General features: G+C 67.5%; 15 protein-coding genes. 4 read left to right on the top strand and 11 right to left on the bottom strand.

Going from position 1 to position 15,512, the window contains the following annotated elements:
• Window position 1 precedes the first annotated feature (1 nt).
• A complete protein-coding gene (gene treY / locus J2Y49_RS20740; RefSeq protein ID WP_310116843.1) occupies window positions 2-2,782 on the top strand; it encodes a malto-oligosyltrehalose synthase in 2,781 nt (926 codons plus the stop codon).
• Between the two features lie 113 nt (window positions 2,783-2,895).
• Here the strand turns inward: treY and J2Y49_RS20735 are convergent, their stop codons facing one another.
• Window positions 2,896-3,300 (bottom strand): hypothetical protein, encoded by a 405-nt coding sequence (locus J2Y49_RS20735; protein WP_310116842.1) that lies wholly within the window; start codon window positions 3,298-3,300, stop codon window positions 2,896-2,898.
• Window positions 3,301-3,536: 236 nt separating this feature from the next.
• Entirely contained in the window at window positions 3,537-3,983 is a 447-nt protein-coding gene (locus J2Y49_RS20730) for a response regulator (protein ID WP_310116841.1), read from the bottom strand.
• A 229-nt stretch (window positions 3,984-4,212) separates the two neighbouring features.
• Here J2Y49_RS20730 and J2Y49_RS20725 point away from each other — a divergent pair, with 229 nt between their 5' ends.
• Window positions 4,213-4,431 carry a hypothetical protein gene (locus J2Y49_RS20725; RefSeq protein WP_310116840.1) on the top strand — a complete coding sequence of 73 codons (219 nt, stop codon included), beginning with the start codon at window positions 4,213-4,215 and terminating at the stop codon, window positions 4,429-4,431.
• Window positions 4,432-4,439: 8 nt separating this feature from the next.
• Here the strand turns inward: J2Y49_RS20725 and J2Y49_RS20720 are convergent, their stop codons facing one another.
• The 9 genes from J2Y49_RS20720 to J2Y49_RS20680 form a co-directional block, all read right to left on the bottom strand.
• Window positions 4,440-5,222 (bottom strand): oxepin-CoA hydrolase, alternative type, encoded by a 783-nt coding sequence (locus tag J2Y49_RS20720; RefSeq protein WP_310116839.1) that lies wholly within the window; start codon window positions 5,220-5,222, stop codon window positions 4,440-4,442.
• Complete coding sequence (locus J2Y49_RS20715; protein WP_310116838.1) at window positions 5,219-5,662, bottom strand: PaaI family thioesterase; 444 nt, start codon at window positions 5,660-5,662, stop codon at window positions 5,219-5,221. Before J2Y49_RS20715 ends, J2Y49_RS20720 begins: the two co-directional genes overlap by 4 nt.
• Window positions 5,662-6,384, bottom strand: coding sequence for an ABC transporter ATP-binding protein (locus J2Y49_RS20710; RefSeq protein ID WP_310116837.1), 723 nt, complete (start codon window positions 6,382-6,384; stop codon window positions 5,662-5,664). Before J2Y49_RS20710 ends, J2Y49_RS20715 begins: the two co-directional genes overlap by 1 nt.
• Window positions 6,381-7,106, bottom strand: a complete 726-nt coding sequence (locus J2Y49_RS20705) for an ATP-binding cassette domain-containing protein (protein WP_310116836.1) — start codon at window positions 7,104-7,106, stop codon at window positions 6,381-6,383. Before J2Y49_RS20705 ends, J2Y49_RS20710 begins: the two co-directional genes overlap by 4 nt.
• On the bottom strand, window positions 7,093-8,064 hold the full coding sequence (locus J2Y49_RS20700; RefSeq protein WP_310116835.1) for a branched-chain amino acid ABC transporter permease: 972 nt from the start codon (window positions 8,062-8,064) through the stop codon (window positions 7,093-7,095). The genes J2Y49_RS20705 and J2Y49_RS20700 overlap by 14 nt, the downstream gene beginning before the upstream one ends.
• The gene (locus J2Y49_RS20695) at window positions 8,061-8,939 is read right to left on the bottom strand and encodes a branched-chain amino acid ABC transporter permease (protein WP_310116834.1); all 879 of its coding nucleotides are present in this window, start codon (window positions 8,937-8,939) and stop codon (window positions 8,061-8,063) included. Before J2Y49_RS20695 ends, J2Y49_RS20700 begins: the two co-directional genes overlap by 4 nt.
• A 239-nt stretch (window positions 8,940-9,178) precedes the next feature.
• Entirely contained in the window at window positions 9,179-10,357 is a 1,179-nt protein-coding gene (locus J2Y49_RS20690; RefSeq protein ID WP_310116833.1) for an ABC transporter substrate-binding protein, read from the bottom strand.
• Between the two features lie 51 nt (window positions 10,358-10,408).
• Window positions 10,409-11,977 (bottom strand): AMP-binding protein, encoded by a 1,569-nt coding sequence (locus tag J2Y49_RS20685; RefSeq protein WP_310116832.1) that lies wholly within the window; start codon window positions 11,975-11,977, stop codon window positions 10,409-10,411.
• The gene (locus J2Y49_RS20680; protein ID WP_310116831.1) at window positions 11,974-13,125 is read right to left on the bottom strand and encodes an acyl-CoA dehydrogenase family protein; all 1,152 of its coding nucleotides are present in this window, start codon (window positions 13,123-13,125) and stop codon (window positions 11,974-11,976) included. Before J2Y49_RS20680 ends, J2Y49_RS20685 begins: the two co-directional genes overlap by 4 nt.
• A gap of 234 nt (window positions 13,126-13,359) precedes the next feature.
• Here J2Y49_RS20680 and J2Y49_RS20675 point away from each other — a divergent pair, with 234 nt between their 5' ends.
• Together J2Y49_RS20675 and J2Y49_RS20670 are read left to right on the top strand one after the other, a co-directional pair.
• Window positions 13,360-14,067, top strand: coding sequence for a glutathione binding-like protein (locus J2Y49_RS20675; RefSeq protein WP_310116830.1), 708 nt, complete (start codon window positions 13,360-13,362; stop codon window positions 14,065-14,067).
• Between the two features lie 179 nt (window positions 14,068-14,246).
• Window positions 14,247-15,497 (top strand): GNAT family N-acetyltransferase, encoded by a 1,251-nt coding sequence (locus J2Y49_RS20670; RefSeq protein WP_310116829.1) that lies wholly within the window; start codon window positions 14,247-14,249, stop codon window positions 15,495-15,497.
• Window positions 15,498-15,512 lie beyond the last annotated feature (15 nt).

Raw genomic sequence — 15,512 nt, 5'->3', positions numbered from 1 at the left:
CATGGCCCCCGCCGCCGGCAAGCCGATCCCTCGTGCGACGTACCGGGTCCAACTGAATGGCGACTTCGGCTTCGACCGGACCGCCGCCATCGCCGACTATATCGCCCGCCTGGGCGTCAGCCATCTCTACGCCTCCCCCTACATGAAGGCGCGGCCGGGCAGCACCCACGGCTATGACATCGTCAACCACAACGAACTGAATCCGGAGGTCGGCGACCAGAACGACTTCCGCGATCTGGTGGAGGCGCTGAAGCGCAACAACCTCGGCCAGATTCTGGACTTCGTGCCCAACCACATGGGTGTCGGCGGCTCCGACAATGAATGGTGGTTGAATGTGCTGGAGTGGGGACCTGAAAGCCCGTATGCCGGGTATTTCGACATCGAATGGGAATCCGATTACCGCTATCTTCAGGGCAAGGTTCTAGTGCCCTTCCTTGGCGACCAGTATGGCGCGGTGCTGGTGTCGGGCGGGCTGGAACTGCGCTTCGACAGTGAGACCGGCAGCTTCGCCGTCTGGGCCTACGGCACCCACAAGCTGCCGGTGCGGCCGCAGGATTACGGCACCATCCTGGGCAGCGACCACCCGGACCTGGAGCGGATCGGCGATGCATTCGCCCATCTTGCCTACGCCCGGCCCCATCAGATCGCCCGGGCCGGCGTTCAGAAGGCGGAACTGGCGACGCTGGTGGCGACACGGCCGGACGTGGCCGACGCGATCAACCAGCGGCTATCCGTCTTCCGCGGCTATCAGGGGGAGATCGACAGCTGGGGCCATCTGCACCAGTTGATCGCCGGCCAGAACTGGCGCGTCGCCTATTTCAAGGTGGCGGCCGACGACATCAACTATCGCCGCTTCTTCAACATCAACGAGTTGGCCGGCCTGCGCATGGACGAGCCGGAGCTGTTCGACGTCGCCCACCGCATGGTGCTGAAGATGGTGGAGGACGGCACGCTCGACGGCATCCGCATCGACCACATCGACGGGCTGATCGATCCCAAGGGTTATTGCGAGCGGCTGGTCGAGGCGTCGCCCAAGCCCTTCTATCTGGTGGTGGAGAAGATCCTCGCCCGGCATGAGCGGCTGCGCGAGGATTGGCCGATCGACGGCACCACCGGCTACGAATATGCCAACCTGATGGGCGGCCTGTTCGTCGATCCCAAGGCGGAGGAGGCCTTCACCCGTCTCTATGCCGACTTCATCGGCCGGCGCGACGATTTCGAAGAGGTGGTGCGGCAGTGCAAGATCCGCATCATGGAAAGCGAGATGGCGAGCGAACTGAACGTGCTGTCGCGCAAGGCGGCGCGCATCGCCCGCTCCAACCCCGCCACCGCCGACTTCACCGCCAACATCCTGCATCAGGCGTTGAAGGAGACCATCGCCCGCTTCCCCGTCTACCGCACCTATGTCGACGGGGGCGCCCCGCGCGACCTCGACCGCCGCGACATCGACTGGGCGATCTCCCAGGCGCGGCGGGTGCAACAGGGGCCGGACGGCTCGGTCTATGATTTCCTGCAACGGCTGCTGACCACCGATCTGGTGGCCGCACCCAAGAGCGGTTACAGCCATCGGCAGGTCACCCGCTTCGCCATGCGCTTCCAGCAGTACAGCGGACCGGTGATGGCGAAGGGGCTGGAGGACACCGCCTTCTACCGATACAACCGGTTGGCAGCGCTGAACGAGGTCGGCGGCCATCCCGACCATTTCGGCGTCAGCGTCTCCGCCTTCCACCGCGCCAACCAGGACCGCGCCCGCAACTGGCCGGGCAACATGCTGGCCAGCACCACCCACGACACCAAGCGTGGCGAGGACACCCGCGCCCGGCTCTATGCCCTGTCGGAGATGCCGGAGGAATGGGAGCGGCAGGTCCAGACCTGGAGCCGGCTTCTGCGCGCCCGCCGCGGCGACGTGGAGGGCACCGCCCCGCCCGACCGCAACGACGAATACCTGTTCTATCAGCTGCTGCTGGGCGCCTGGCCGGCGGAGCTGACCGGTGCCTCGGTCGAGCAGATCGAACAGTCGGCGATGACCGCCTTCGCCGAGCGCATCGTCGGCGCCATGACCAAATCGATGCGCGAGGCCAAGCTGCATTCGACCTGGGCCGCACCCAACGAGGCGTATGAGGGCGCGGTCGTCAGCTTCATCCACGATGCCCTCGACGTCACCCGCCGCAACGCCTTTCTTGAAGCCTTCCTGCCCTTCCAGGCGGCACTGGCGCGGATCGGCATGGTCAACGGGCTGTCCCAGACCCTGCTGAAGCTGACCAGCCCCGGCGTGCCCGACATCTACCAGGGCTGCGAGCTGTGGAACCTGAGCCTCGTCGATCCCGACAACCGGCTGCCGGTGGATTACGACGCCCGCCGCAGGCTGCTGGAGGAGGTGGAGGACGTTGTGGAGCGCGGCGCCGTCGCCGGCCTGCTGGAGCGCTGGACCGACGGCGCGGTGAAGCTGGCGGTGACCCGGCAGGCCCTGGCGGTGCGGGCGGAGAAGCCGGAGATCTTCGGTGCCGGCGAGTATCTGCCGCTGGAGGCTACCGGCGACCGGGCCGACCATATGGTCGCCTATGCCCGCCGCGCCGGCGACGACACGGTGGTGGTGGCGGTGCCGCGTCTGGTCGGGCAGTTGGGGGAGAGCCCCGACTGGGGCAACACCGCCATCCCGCTGCCGCGCGGCACCCGCTGGCGCAATCGCCTGACCGGGGCGGAGGTGGAGGGCGGCGACGCGGTTTCCGTCGCGACGCTGTTCGCCGACCTGCCGGTGGCGTTGCTGTCGCGCGAGGGGTGAATCCTCCCTCACCCTCCTGGGGAGAGGGGATTCATCCGACCATCGACATCCTGCACAAAAGAAATGGGCGCGCGGTTAACCCGCGCGCCCTTCACATTCGCCGAACTTTAAGATCAGCGGGTCGTGCTGCCGGCGCCTGAAGACCCGCCCATCGAACCGGACGGCTGCTGCGTGCCGACCGGGCCGTCGGAGCCGGTGCCCATCGAGCCGCTGTTGCCCAGGCTGTTGCCGCCCGTGCCGTTGGTCGAGCTGGATGAGCCGGAGCCGGTCATCGAACCGCTGCCCGTCGTCGAACCGCTGGAGCCGGTGGTGCCCGAGTTGCTGCTGTCCATACCGCCCATGCTGCCGCAGCCCAGCTGGTTGTTGGAGGTGCAGGGCGGATTGGCCTGGTTGGAGTTGGTGGTCGAACCGGTGCTCTTGGCGGCCGGGCTGCCGGAAATGGAGTTGCTGTCGGCGGCAAAGGCCGGGGCGGCCATCAAGGCCAAAGCGGTAGCGGCGCCGATGATCAGGCTCTTCATGACGATTCCTTTCGCTGTGCTGCCCGTCGACGCCGGTCAGGCGGGCGGGCAGCCATGGTTTGGGGAACATCGAATTCCGTATTCCACGCCACCAACAGCGATGGAGCCGAATGATCGCGCCGATTTCGCGCCGGTCCTCAGATGGCCCACCAATGCCACACCGGCGGGCGCCGAACACAAAAACGCCCGCCGGAGGGGCGGGCGCTTTCGGATCGAATTGGCGGCCCGTGTGCCGGTCAGGCCGAACGTACCTTGGGAAGGCCGGCGGCAAAGGCGGCGGAGCCGTGGAAGATCTCCAGCGCGTCCGGCTTGGACGACGGACGCAACCCGCCCAGGATCTCCCCAGCGGCGCCGATGGCCTGCACCAGCGCGTCCGGCATCACCGGCTTGCGCAGCAGGCCCATGGCGAAGCTGCGGGCTTCCGCCGCATGGTGATCGAAACCGGTCATCAGCAGCGACGGAATGCCATTGTCCTGCCACAGCCGCCGGGCCAGCACGAGGCCGTTCTCCCCACCGGCGAGATTGACGTCGACCAGCGCCAGGTCGGGACATTCGCGGGCACCGACCCGCGCGGCCTTGGCGGCGTCGCGCAGCGGTCCGACCACGGTATAGCCCGCATTCTCCAGAACGGCCTTCACGGCCGGACCGATCAGCGGATCGTCCTCGACGACAAGCAACTTCAAGACGGCATGCTCCCTTGATCTAACCGAGCGGGCTTATAGCCCGCCCCGTCCGGTTTTCGAAGCCTGTTCGGCTTCGATCCACTGAACCGCCCATGTTTGTCGCGGTTCCGTCCCGTTCAAGAGGTCGAAGGGGTACCCCCTTTCGGTTATGCAGCCCCACTGAACGTCCGGTTTGGAAACATACACCATTGCCGCCTGTTTTACCCGTACGCGTGAGAGGAAAGAAGCCATGGCATTTGTCGAGCTGACAGAGATATCGGGGGATACCGTTCTGGTGAACCCCATCGCCGTCGCCTATCTGCGGGGCACCGCCGATGGCGGTACGGAGCTCCATTTCACCGGGCGGACGGAGCCGCTGCGGGTGCCGGGCGCGCCGTCCGACGTCGCCCGCTCCCTGGAAAACGCAGCCCCCACTCCACCTGACCCTACCCTGTCGTTGCTGGCTTGAGGGTCAGGTCAGCCGCGGGGGTAATTGGGCGCCCGCTTTTCGAAGAAGGCGGTGATGCCCTCCGCCGCCTCCGCCCCATGGAGCGCCTCGACGAAGAAGGCGGCCTCGCGGTCGAGCTGGTCGTCGGGCGCGCCGAAGCCGCTCTCGATCAGCCGCTTGGCCCGGCCGATGGCCAGCGTCGGCCCCTCGGCCAGCCGCTCCGCCCAGGCCATCGCTTCGGCGAGAGCGGCACCGGGCGCCACCACCCGGTTGACGATCGCGAGCTGCGCCAGCCGCGCCGCACCGATCTTGCCGCCCTCGAACATGATCTCGGCCGCCAGCTGCGGCGTCGCGGCGCGGGCAAGGAAGGCGGAGGCGCCGCCGTCCGGGTTCAGCCCGACCTTCACATAGGCCAGGGTGAACACCGCATCCTCCGCCGCGACGATCAGGTCGCACCCCAATGCCACTGAGAATCCAGCCCCTGCGGCGGCCCCCTCCACCGCGGCGATCACCGGTTTGGGGCAGGCGCGCATGGCGCGGGTCCAGCCATGGAAGCGCTCCAGGCTGCCGCGGGTCACCTCCGGGTCGGCCTTGGCGTTGCCGAGCAGCCGGCCCAGGTTGCCGCCGGAACAGAAGGTGCCGTTGGCCCCGGTCAGGACGATGGCGCCCACCCCCGGATCCTCGGCCGCCTGGACCAGCGCATCGCGGGCGGCGGCCATCATCTCCGGCCCCAGCGCGTTCTTGGTGGCCGCATCGTCCATGGTCAGCACCATCACGCGGCCCTGGCGCGCGACGGTCAGTTGTCCGCTCATATCTCGGTTCCCTCCCGGTTTTCGCTGCCCGGCCGGTATTTGAACATGCCTTCCGACGTGGCGATCAGGGCGCCGGTGCCGCCGTGGCGGATCTCCGCCGCGATTCCTATGATCTTGCGCCCGCCGCCGCGCAGCCGGCCGGTGGCGACCAGCGTACCGGTGCGCGCCTGTCCCAGGAAGCTCGTCGACAGCGACAGCGTCACCACCCGCCGCACCCGGCCGGGAAAGGGACAGTATGTTGCCGAGAATCCGGAAACCGTGTCCAAAAGCGTCGCCAGAACCCCGCCATGCACCACCCCGGCCCGGTTCAGGTGGCGCTCGTCGACGGCCATCGTCAGCTCCGCCTCCCCCTCCTCCCAGCGACTCAAGGCGTAGCCCAGCAGTCTCTGGAATCCCGATTCCGGCTCCCCGTTCAGCAGATCGTCCATACCCTGTCCCATCACGCAGCTGTTTCGTGCGCGAAGTAAAGCGCGTGCAGGCGGTCCAGGTCCACCCGGTCGCCGCGTTCGGACAGCACGACCTTGCCGGACTGCATCAGATAGACATGGTCGGCGATTTTCAGGGCGCGGCTGGTGTTCTGCTCCACCAGCAGGATGGTCAGCCCTTCCGCCCGCAGGCGGGCCAGGATGCGGAAGATCTCGTCCACCACGACGGGGGCGAGGCCGAGAGACGGCTCGTCGATCAGGCAGACGCGCGGCTGCTCCATCAGCCCACGGCCGATGGCGAGCATCTGCGCCTCTCCGCCCGACAGGGTGCCGGCGATCTGGCCGCGCCGCTCCGCAAGCCGGGGGAACATGTCCATGACCATCGCCTTGTTGCGCTTCCAATCCCTACGGCAGCCGGGCGGGAAGGCGCCCATCATCAAATTGTCCTCCACCGTCATGTCGGGGAAGATCATCCGGCCTTCGGGAATCATCACCACCCCGTCGGCGACGCGATCCCAGGTCTTCACCGCCTTGCGGCTCTGCCCATCGACGCGGATGTCGCCGGAGGTGGCGGGCACCAGCCCCATGATGGCGCGCAGCAGCGTGGTCTTGCCGGCGCCGTTCGGGCCGACGATGACCGTGGTCTTGCCGGTCTCCACCGACAGCGAGACGTCCCACAGCACGTTTATCGCACCATAGCCGGCCCGAAGCGTCAGGATGTCGAGCGCGTTGGTCATGACGCCTCCGCAAGCGTGGTTTCGCCGGTGTAGCTGCGGATCACCTCCGGGTCGCGGAACACTGCGTCGGGGGAGCCGTCGGCGATGATCTGCCCGAAATTCAGCACCAGCACCCGCGGGCAGAGCGCCGCGATGGTGGCGATGTCGTGTTCGATGATGACCATGGCGAGGCGGTAGCGGTCGCGCACCGCCGCCAGCCGTTCCATGAAGGCGCGCTTGCCGCTGGTCTCCAGCCCGGCCAGCACCTCGTCCAGCAGAAGCAGACTGGGCTCCGTCGCCAGCGCCTTGCCGACCTCCAGCGCCTTGTGTTCGGTCAGGGCCAGTTCGGTGGTGGCGTCGCGGTCGGCTTTGTCGCGCAGGTTCAGGATATCGAGGATCTCGTCGATCCGCTTGGGATCCTTCTTCCCGGCGCCGAAGCGTTGGGCGACCAGAAGGTTCTCCCGTACCGTGCAGTGGCCGAAGGGGCGTGGGATCTGGAAGCTGCGGCCGATGCCGAGCCGCGCCCGCTTCCATTCCGGCAACTTCAGCAGCGAGGTGCCGCGAAAGTCGAGCCGGCCGGCGGTCGGCCGCACCACGCCGGAGATGACGTTGAACAGCGTGGTCTTGCCGGCGCCATTCGGGCCGACCAGTCCGATGCTCTCGCCCTCCGCGACGGAGAAGCTGGCGCTTTTCAACGCCTGGACGCCGCCGAAGTTGACCTGGACGCCTTCAAGCGTGAGCATGGCGGTTCTCCTTCGCCGGGCGACGGCTGAGCGCCGGCATCAATCCGCCGGGGCTGAACAGGATCATGGCGCAGAGCAGCACGCCGAGGATCATCTGATGGCCGTGCGGCAGGATCGGCTTGAACAGCAGCTGGTCGACCAGATAGATCGCCAGCGCCCCGACCACCGGCCCCCACACCGTGCGGTAGCCGCCGAAGATCGCCGCAGCGATGGGCAGCACGGTCCAGCCGCTGGAAAAGGCGTAATCGGGGTCGAGGAAGCTGATGAAATGGGCGTTGAAGGCGCCGACCACCCCGGTGATGAAGGCCGACAGCACCAGCATCGCCGCCTTCAGGTGCGTGCTGGGCACGCCGACGACGCGGGTCGCGACCTCAGTGTCGTGCATCGCCTTCAGCGCGAGGCCCCAGGTGCTGCGCCGGATGGCGTCATAGGCGAGCGCCGCCAGCACCACGATGGTCAGCACGATCAGGTAGCCGCCGGTCTTGCCGCCGAAGTCGAAGCCCAGCACGGTGGGGAAGCGCGGGATCGACAGCAGCCCGCCGGCCCCTCCGGTGACCGGCGTCATCTCCGTCGCCAGAATCTGGAAGATGTGGGCATAGGCGAGGATGGCGAGCGCGAAATAGGGGCCGCGCAGCCGCAGCGCCGGCAGCATGGCGATGGACGACACCGCCGCCCCCACCCCGCCCAGCAGCATGGCCGCGAACACCGGCACCCCCAACTTCATCGCCAGCACGGCGGAGGTGTAGGATCCCACCCCGAAGAAGGCGGCGTGGCCGAAGCTGACCATGCCGCCGAGATTGCCCAGCAGCGCCCAGGCCACCGCCACACCGGCGATGGTCAGCGCCGCCACGATCAGCCCCAGCACATAGGCGTTGCCGCCGAAGGCCAGCGGCACGCCGACATAGGCGATGGTGAGGGCTGCGATCAGAAACAGACGGTTCGTCAGGGAATAGCTCATCGCGCCAGCGCCCTCCCCCCGCCGAACAGGCCCGAAGGCGAGACGAACAGCACGACCAGGAACAGGATCATTCCCGCCAACTCCTGCAGCGAGGCCGACAGATAGGTGACCGTCAGCGATTCGATGACGCCGATCATGACGGCGCCGATCAGCACGCCGGGGATCGAGCCCATCCCGGCCAGCACGGTGATGATGAAGGCCTTGACCGTCAGCACATGGCCCAAGGCCGGGAAGACGGTCTTGCCGGTGTAGATGGCGAAGCCGGCGAAGGTGGCGAGCAGGGCCGCGATCATGAAGGACAGGATCTCGATCTTACGCGGGTTGACGCCCATAAGCGTCGCCGCCGCCCGGTTCGACGACAGCGCCCGCACCGCCCGGCCCTGCCAGGAGTGGTTCAGCCACCACCAGACCCCGGCCATCAGCACCAGCCCGCCGACGAAGGCCGCGACCTCCGCATTCATCGCGAACAGCGTGTCGGCGACCACCATCGAATCCTGGAACCAAGGATCGGAGGTCGACCGGATGTCGGCCGCCCAGATCGACAGGATGGTGTTGGTCAGGATGATCCCCAGCCCGAAGGTGAGGATCAGCGAGTTGATCTCCCGGTCCTGGTCGATGCGGCTGAGCAGGGCATAGACGAGAGCCGATGCAGCCGCGACGATCACCAGCGCCACCGGGATCGCCAGCACCGGAGAGACGCCATAGTTGGATTCAGCGGCATAGGCGACATAGGCGGCCAGCAGCACCAGCTCGCCATGGGCGAGGTTGATGACCCGCATGGTCCCGAACACCAGCGCCAACCCGACCGCCACGGTCGCGTAGTAACCGCCGGCGAGCAGGCCGGAGAACAATGCCTGGAGCGTCAGTTCGAACATGGATTGCGCCCTGTTGGGGGTGGCGGGGTTTGCAAAGGTGGTCGCACTTGCCCCACCCTTCCCACGGCTGCCGCCGTGGGCCCCCTCCCTCCCCCGCTTCGCAAGGGAGGGCGATTTTCCCTCCCCCGCCCAGCTCTCGCACAAAGCTATGCTTTGTGCTGACGCGGCAGGCGGACCGTAGGTCCGCTGAGAGCGGGGGGAGGGTTAGGGTGGGGGTCTAGCCTCCCCACCCCCTCCACTCACCACGGCACCGCCGGGAAGTTCATCTTTCCGTTGGCGGCGTCCTGCGGCCAGACCAGGACCACCTTGCCGCCCTGGTGCTGGCCCATGCGGTGGGTGAAGTTCAGGTTGTCGCCGTTCTTGTCGAAGGTGACGCGGCCGATCAGGGTGTTGGCGTCGGTCTTGCGCAACTCGTCCGGCAAGCCGCCCTTGCCCAGCGTCCCGGCCTCGTCGGCGCGGACGACCGCGTCGATCAGCAGGCGGGTCTGGACATAGCCGAACTGGCCCAGATAGTCGGGGTCCTTGTTGAACAGCTTCTTATAGGTCGCGGCGAATTCCACCGCCTCCGGCTGGGTGAACTCCACCGGGTAGGGCAGCATGGAAGTGCCGTAGACATTCTCCATCAGGTCGGGGAATTCCTTCGCCATCTGCGCGGTGGCGAGCGACCAGACGCCGACCACCGCCTTGACCTGCGGCTTCAGCACCTTGGATGCCCGCAGGATGCCGACATAGTCGTTCTCGTAGCCGACCATGGCGATGGCGTCGGGGCGGTCCTGCAGCTTCACCTTGTTCATCAGCGGCTTGAAATCGCTGGTGGAGGCGTCGAACTCGTGCATGCCGACGGTCACGCCCTTGGCGGTCAGCGCGGTGTTGACCTGCTTGGCAAGGCTGCTGGTGGCGTCCTTGTTCAGGTAGACGACGGAGACCTTCTTGGCGCCCATCTCCTGCAGCAGGCCGATCATGGCCAACGCATAGCCGTCGGTGTTGTTGATGCGGAAGAAGGTGGGATAGCCGCGCTGGGTCAGTTCCGGCGACACGCCGCCCGAGGTGATGTAGACCAGCCCGGCCTTCTGCGCGGCTTCCGATGCCGGACCGATGATGTTGGAGCCATAGCCGCCGGTGATCGCCACCACCCCGTCGCCGACCAGCTTCTCCACCGCGGCCACCGCCTTGGCGGGGGAGGTCTCGTCGTCGATGGTCTGGACCTTGAAGCTGTGCTTGCCGGCATAGCTCTTGTTCGCCATCTCGACGGCGACGGCGATGCCTTCATGCATGCCCTGGCCGACGCGGGCGAGGCTGCCGGTCAACGGCAGTTCGGAGCCCAGCAGGAATTCCTTGGCCTGCGCCGCCCCGGCGCCAAGCGCCACGGAGAGGGCCAGGGCCGAGACTGTGACGAGATGGGCAAGCGTCCGCTTCATGGTCTTTTGTCCTCCCACAGGATTTTGTTGTTTTCGGCGTTGTTCGTTGGATCAGGCGGCCATCACCTCGGCGGCGAGCGCCCGGAGGCCGCTTTTCAGCAGCTTGCCGGTCGGGCTGGCCGGCAGGGCGTCCATGGCGACGATGCGCGACGGGCGCTTGTAGGGGGCCAGCCGTTCGGCGGCCCACTCCTTCAGTTCGTCCTCCGAGGCGTTGCGGCCGGGAACGAACTGGACGAAAGCCACAACCTCCTCGTTGCCGGCGACGGCATGGCCGACCACGGCGGCCAGCGTCACCGCCGGATGGCTGGTCAGCACGCCTTCCACCTCCTCCGGATAGACGTTGAAGCCGGAACGGATGACGATCTCGCGGATGCGGCCGACCACGGTGACGCAGCCGTCCGGCTCCAGCCGGGCGACGTCGCCGGTCTTCAGCCAACCGTCGTCGGTGATCACCTGGGCGGTCAGCGCCGGTTCGCGGTAGTAGCCGAGCATCACGTTGGGCGCGCGGACCCACAGCTCCCCCGGCTCGCCATCGGCGACGTCCCGGTCGGTGGCGTGGTCGACGAAGCGCATCTCCACCAGCGGCAGGGCCGGGCCGATGGAGGTGTCGCCGCGCGGCGCGTCCAGCCGGGTCTGCGTCACCGTCGGCGAGCATTCGGTCAGGCCGTAGCCGTTGTGCAGCGGCAGGCCGAAGACCCGCTCCACCTCCAGCTTGAGGTCGAGGTCCAGCACGGAGCCGCCCGAGGACAGGTAGCGCAGGTCCGGGGCATCCGGCGTCCGGCCGGTGACAGTGGCATGCTCCACCAGCTTGGCGTACATGGCCGGAACGCCCTGGAACACGGTCACGCCATCCTGTTCCAAAGCCTGCCACACCGCGGCTGGGGCGAAGCGGGGGACCGTATGCAGGCAGCCGCCGGCATAGAGCGTGCCGAGGCAGGTGGAGGCCAGCCCGAAGACATGGCTGACCGGCAGCACGCCATAGGTGCGGTCGCTGGGCCCCAGCCCGCGCATCCATCCCGACACCGACGCCACGAACAGCAGGCCGCGGTGAGACAGCATCACGCCCTTGGGCTTGCCGGTGGTGCCGGAGGTGTAGATAAGCGCGCCGACCTGCCGCTGGTTGCCGGCATGGACCGGCTCCGGATCGGCGTCGAGCAGCGGGCCGACCGCCATCGGCGGCAACTCCGCATCGCCCAGCGGTTCGGCGCCGTGGCGGGCGGCATGGGTGGCGGCGTCGGGAGATACCGAATCGGTATAGAAGATCCGGCGCGGCCGGCAATGGTCGCGGATGGTATCGATCTCGCGGTCCGACAGGCGGGCGTTGACGATAACCGGCCAAGCATCGCGCTCGCTCGCCGCCAGGATCAGGGTGACGGCGGCGAGGCCGTTCTCGCAGACGATCATCACCCGGTCGCCGCCGCGCACCCCCAGCCGGTCGAGATGGCCGGCGGCGAGCCCGACCGCCTCCTTGAGCCGGCGATAGCTCCACTCCTGCACCCCGTCGAACAGGACGGGGGCGTCCGGCGTCCGCTCCGCCCAGGCGAGTGCGGCGTGGCTGATGCGCGGCGGCAGCGCCGCCACCATCGCCGCGAAATCGGGAACCGGCCGGCCTGCGGTCATGCGGCCTCCCGGATCATGTTGCGGGCGATGACGAGTTGCTGGATCTGGGTGGTGCCCTCATAGATGCGGAACAGACGGACGTCGCGGTAGAAGCGCTCGATCCCGTAATCGGCGATGTAGCCGGCACCGCCATGGATCTGCACCGCCCGGTCGGCGACGCGCCCCACCATCTCCGTCGAGAACAGCTTGCAGCAGGCGGCGTCGGTGTTGACGTTCTGCCCGGCGTCGCGGCGTCGCGCCGTCTCCAGCACCATGCAGCGGGCGGCATAGGCCTCCGCCCGGCTGTCGGCCAGCATCGCCTGGATCAGCTGGAATTCGGCGATCGGCTGGCCGAACTGCTTGCGCTCCATCGCGTAGGACAGGCTGTCGCGGATCAGCCGCTCCGCCAGACCGACGCAGACGGCGCCGATGTGCAGCCGGCCGCGGTCGAGAACCTTCATCGCCGTCTTGAAGCCCTGCCCTTCCTTGCCGCCCAGAATGGCGCTGGCCGGAACGCCGCAATCCTCGAAGATGACGTCGCAGGTGTGGGCGCCCTTCTGGCCCATCTTCTTGTCGATCGGGCCAAGCGACAGGCCGGGCGTCCCCGCCTCCACCAGGAAGGCCGACACGCCGCGGGCATCGCGGCTTTCCAGGTCGGTGCGGGCGAAGACGGTGAACAGGCCGGCCTGCGGCGCGTTGGTGATGTAGCGCTTGGTGCCGTTCAGGATGAAATGGTCGCCGTCGCGCCGCGCCGTGGTGCGCAATGACCCGGCATCCGATCCCGATTCCGGCTCGGTCAGGGCGAAGGCGCCGACGATCTCGCCCGCGGCCAGACGCGGCAGGTAGCTGCGCTTCTGCTCCTCCGTCCCGTCGATGACGATGCCCTGGGATCCGATGCCGTTGTTGGTGCCGATGAGCGAGCGGAAGGCCGGCGAGGTCTGGCCCAACTGGAAGGCGACCTGCACCTCGTCAGCCATCGACAGGCCGAGCCCGCCATATTCCTCCGGGATCGACAGGCCGAACAGGCCCATCTCGCGCATCGCGGCGATCACCTCAGCCGGGATGGCGTCGTCCTCCGCCACCTTATGTTCCAGCGGGACCAGCTTTTCGCGGACGAAGCGCCCCAGCGTGTCCAGCAGTTGATCCAAAACGTCCTTGTCCAAGGCCATGCGTGCTCTCCGTCCGGGGAGAATGATTTCAAGGAAAACCAAGGATCGAGGGGGCGCCGCCTCGTCTGTTCGTTGGCCAAGCTGACAGATGCGGCGAGGGCTGTCAACAAAATGAAATTGCGTTTCGTTGTGCGGAATAACGTTACTGGGCCGAAGGGCTGCTCCGCGTCGGGGCGGGCTTGCCAGCCGGAACGAAGCGGTTAACCTTTCCCGCAAATCACTGGAGGGTTTGGGATGATCGACCTTTATTTCTGGCCGACGCCGAACGGCCACAAGATCACGATCTTTCTGGAAGAAGCGGGGCTGGACTACCGGTTCGAACCGGTGAACATCTCCACCGGCGATCAGTTCAAGCCGGAATTCCTGGCCTTCTCGCCCAACAACCGCATGCCGGCGATCATCGACAACGCCCCGGCCGATGGCGGCGAGCCGGTCACCGTCTTCGAATCCGGCGCCATCCTGGTCTATCTGGCCGAGAAGACCGGCAAGTTCCTGCCCACCGACCTGCGTGGCCGCAAGACGGTGCTGGAATGGCTGTTCTGGCAGGTGGGCGGCCTCGGCCCGATGGCCGGACAGAACCACCATTTCGTCCAGTACGCGCCGGAACGCATCCCCTACGCCATGGAGCGCTACGTCAAGGAGACCGGGCGCCTCTACGGCGTGATGGACAAGCGTCTGGCCGACAACGAGTTCCTGGGCGGATCGGAGCTGTCCATCGCCGACATGGCCAGCTATCCCTGGATCGTGCCGCATGAACGCCAGCAGCAGGATCTGGACAGCTTCCCCAACCTGAAGCGCTGGTTCAACGCGATCAAGGAGCGGCCGGCGGTGGTGCGCGCCTATGAGAAGGGGCAGGCCGTCAACCCCAACCGCACGCCCACGGTGAATGACGAGAGCAAGAAGATCCTGTTCGGCCAGTCCGCCGACACGGTCAAGCGCTGATCCACCTTACCGCCGGCCCGGTTCCATCCGCCGGGCCGGCGTTTCCGTATAGGTGCGCAATCTTTTGCGGCATCCTTTCGCGCCGCACAAGATTTCGGGTGCCCCCGGTGTAGACAGGACCGTTTGTCAGACCAGCGTGTTGTTTTCGGTAGGGAATATCTTCCGGAGACGCCGCGCCGATGAGCATCTGGCCCCGCACCGACTCCGACGGCATCGCCAGCGATACGGCGACCGGCACGGCCACCCAATCCACTCCCCATACCGCTGCCTCTGCCACCATCGACATCGCCCTGCATCCGCTGCCTCCCCTGCCCAAGCTGGCGCAGGTCTGGGCTGATCTGGAGGCGCGCGCCGACTCTTCCTTCTTCCTGTCCTGGTCCTGGATCGGTCCCTGGCTGGCGCAGATGCCGGCCGGGATCGAGGCGCGGCTGCTGCTTGCCCGGCGGGGGGGCGAGTTGGTCGGGCTGGCGGTGCTCTGCCCGCGCAAGCGCCGGCGTCTCGGCCTGCTGCCCAGCCGGTGCTGGATGCTCCACGAAACGGGCGACCGCGGCTATGACCGGCTGTTCATGGAATACAACGGCATCCTTGCCGACCGCCGCTTTGCCGACGAGGTGACGGACGCCGCCCTGCACTGGCTGGGCGCCCGGCTGTCCGCCAACGACGAATTGGTGCTGGGCGGCCTGACCCCGGCGGCGGAGCGCGCCGCCCGGCGCGTTGCGGCGCGGACGGGCCACTCCCTGCAGCTGCGCATCGCCGATTCCGCGCAATGGGTGGATATGGCGCCTGTCAGGGCAGCGGGCGGCGATTTCCGTGCCGGGCTTGGCCGCAACACGCGGGCGGCGGTCAACCGCAGCGAACGGCTCTACCGTGCCCGCGGCGCGCTGGATTACCGCGTCGCCACCACCGTCGAGGAGGCGCTAGAGGATTTCGCGGCGCTGGAAGTGCTGCATCAGGCCGGCTGGAAGGCCCGCGGGCAGGCCGGCGCCTTCGCCAACCCCGCCTTCCGCCCCTTCCACGAACAGCTGATCACGCGGGGCGTGCCGAGCGGTGCGGTGCGCCTGTGCCGGATCAGCGCCGGAGGCCAGCCCATCGGCTACCTCTACAACTTCGTCCACCGCAACCGGGTCCTGAATTACCAGGGCGGCTTCGCATTCGAGGCGGACAACCGGCTGAAGCCTGGATTGCTCAGCCATGTGCTGGCCGTCGAGGACGCGTTGGCTCGCGGCGAGGATTGCTACGACTTCATGTCGACCCCGGCCGGGCACAAGCCGCTGCTGTCCAATGCCGAACAGCCGATGAACTGGCTGACGCTCGGTCCCGACCGGGTCAGCCGGCGGGTGGAGGCGTATTGCCGACGGGCGCGCGGGCTGATGATCGATACGGTCAAACGGTCGCTGCGCGGCTGGACCGCGCCGGCCAAGGGCATCTGAGGGGGGAGGCGTGCG

The sequence above is a fragment of the Azospirillum sp. BE72 genome, from assembly GCF_031455875.1.
Taxonomy (GTDB): Bacteria; Pseudomonadota; Alphaproteobacteria; order Azospirillales; family Azospirillaceae; genus Azospirillum.
The sequence above is the reverse complement of the archived record's forward strand: the minus strand, read 5'-3'. Positions and strand labels throughout refer to the sequence as shown.

Bases quoted from the DNA above. Each gene is read 5' to 3' on its own strand.
- J2Y49_RS20690 (WP_310116833.1), bottom strand. From the start codon at position 10,357: ATGAAGCGGACGCTTGCCCATCTCGTCACAGTCTCGGCCCTGGCCCTC.
- J2Y49_RS20735 (WP_310116842.1), bottom strand. From the start codon at position 3,300: ATGAAGAGCCTGATCATCGGCGCCGCTACCGCTTTGGCCTTGATGGCC.
- J2Y49_RS20710 (WP_310116837.1), bottom strand. From the start codon at position 6,384: ATGACCAACGCGCTCGACATCCTGACGCTTCGGGCCGGCTATGGTGCG.
- J2Y49_RS20705 (WP_310116836.1), bottom strand. From the start codon at position 7,106: ATGCTCACGCTTGAAGGCGTCCAGGTCAACTTCGGCGGCGTCCAGGCG.
- J2Y49_RS20675 (WP_310116830.1), top strand. From the start codon at position 13,360: ATGATCGACCTTTATTTCTGGCCGACGCCGAACGGCCACAAGATCACG.
- treY (WP_310116843.1), top strand. From the start codon at position 2: ATGGCCCCCGCCGCCGGCAAGCCGATCCCTCGTGCGACGTACCGGGTC.
- J2Y49_RS20720 (WP_310116839.1), bottom strand. From the start codon at position 5,222: ATGAGCGGACAACTGACCGTCGCGCGCCAGGGCCGCGTGATGGTGCTG.
- J2Y49_RS20700 (WP_310116835.1), bottom strand. From the start codon at position 8,064: ATGAGCTATTCCCTGACGAACCGTCTGTTTCTGATCGCAGCCCTCACC.
- J2Y49_RS20715 (WP_310116838.1), bottom strand. From the start codon at position 5,662: ATGGGACAGGGTATGGACGATCTGCTGAACGGGGAGCCGGAATCGGGA.
- J2Y49_RS20725 (WP_310116840.1), top strand. From the start codon at position 4,213: ATGGCATTTGTCGAGCTGACAGAGATATCGGGGGATACCGTTCTGGTG.
- J2Y49_RS20685 (WP_310116832.1), bottom strand. From the start codon at position 11,977: ATGACCGCAGGCCGGCCGGTTCCCGATTTCGCGGCGATGGTGGCGGCG.
- J2Y49_RS20695 (WP_310116834.1), bottom strand. From the start codon at position 8,939: ATGTTCGAACTGACGCTCCAGGCATTGTTCTCCGGCCTGCTCGCCGGC.
- J2Y49_RS20670 (WP_310116829.1), top strand. From the start codon at position 14,247: ATGAGCATCTGGCCCCGCACCGACTCCGACGGCATCGCCAGCGATACG.
- J2Y49_RS20680 (WP_310116831.1), bottom strand. From the start codon at position 13,125: ATGGCCTTGGACAAGGACGTTTTGGATCAACTGCTGGACACGCTGGGG.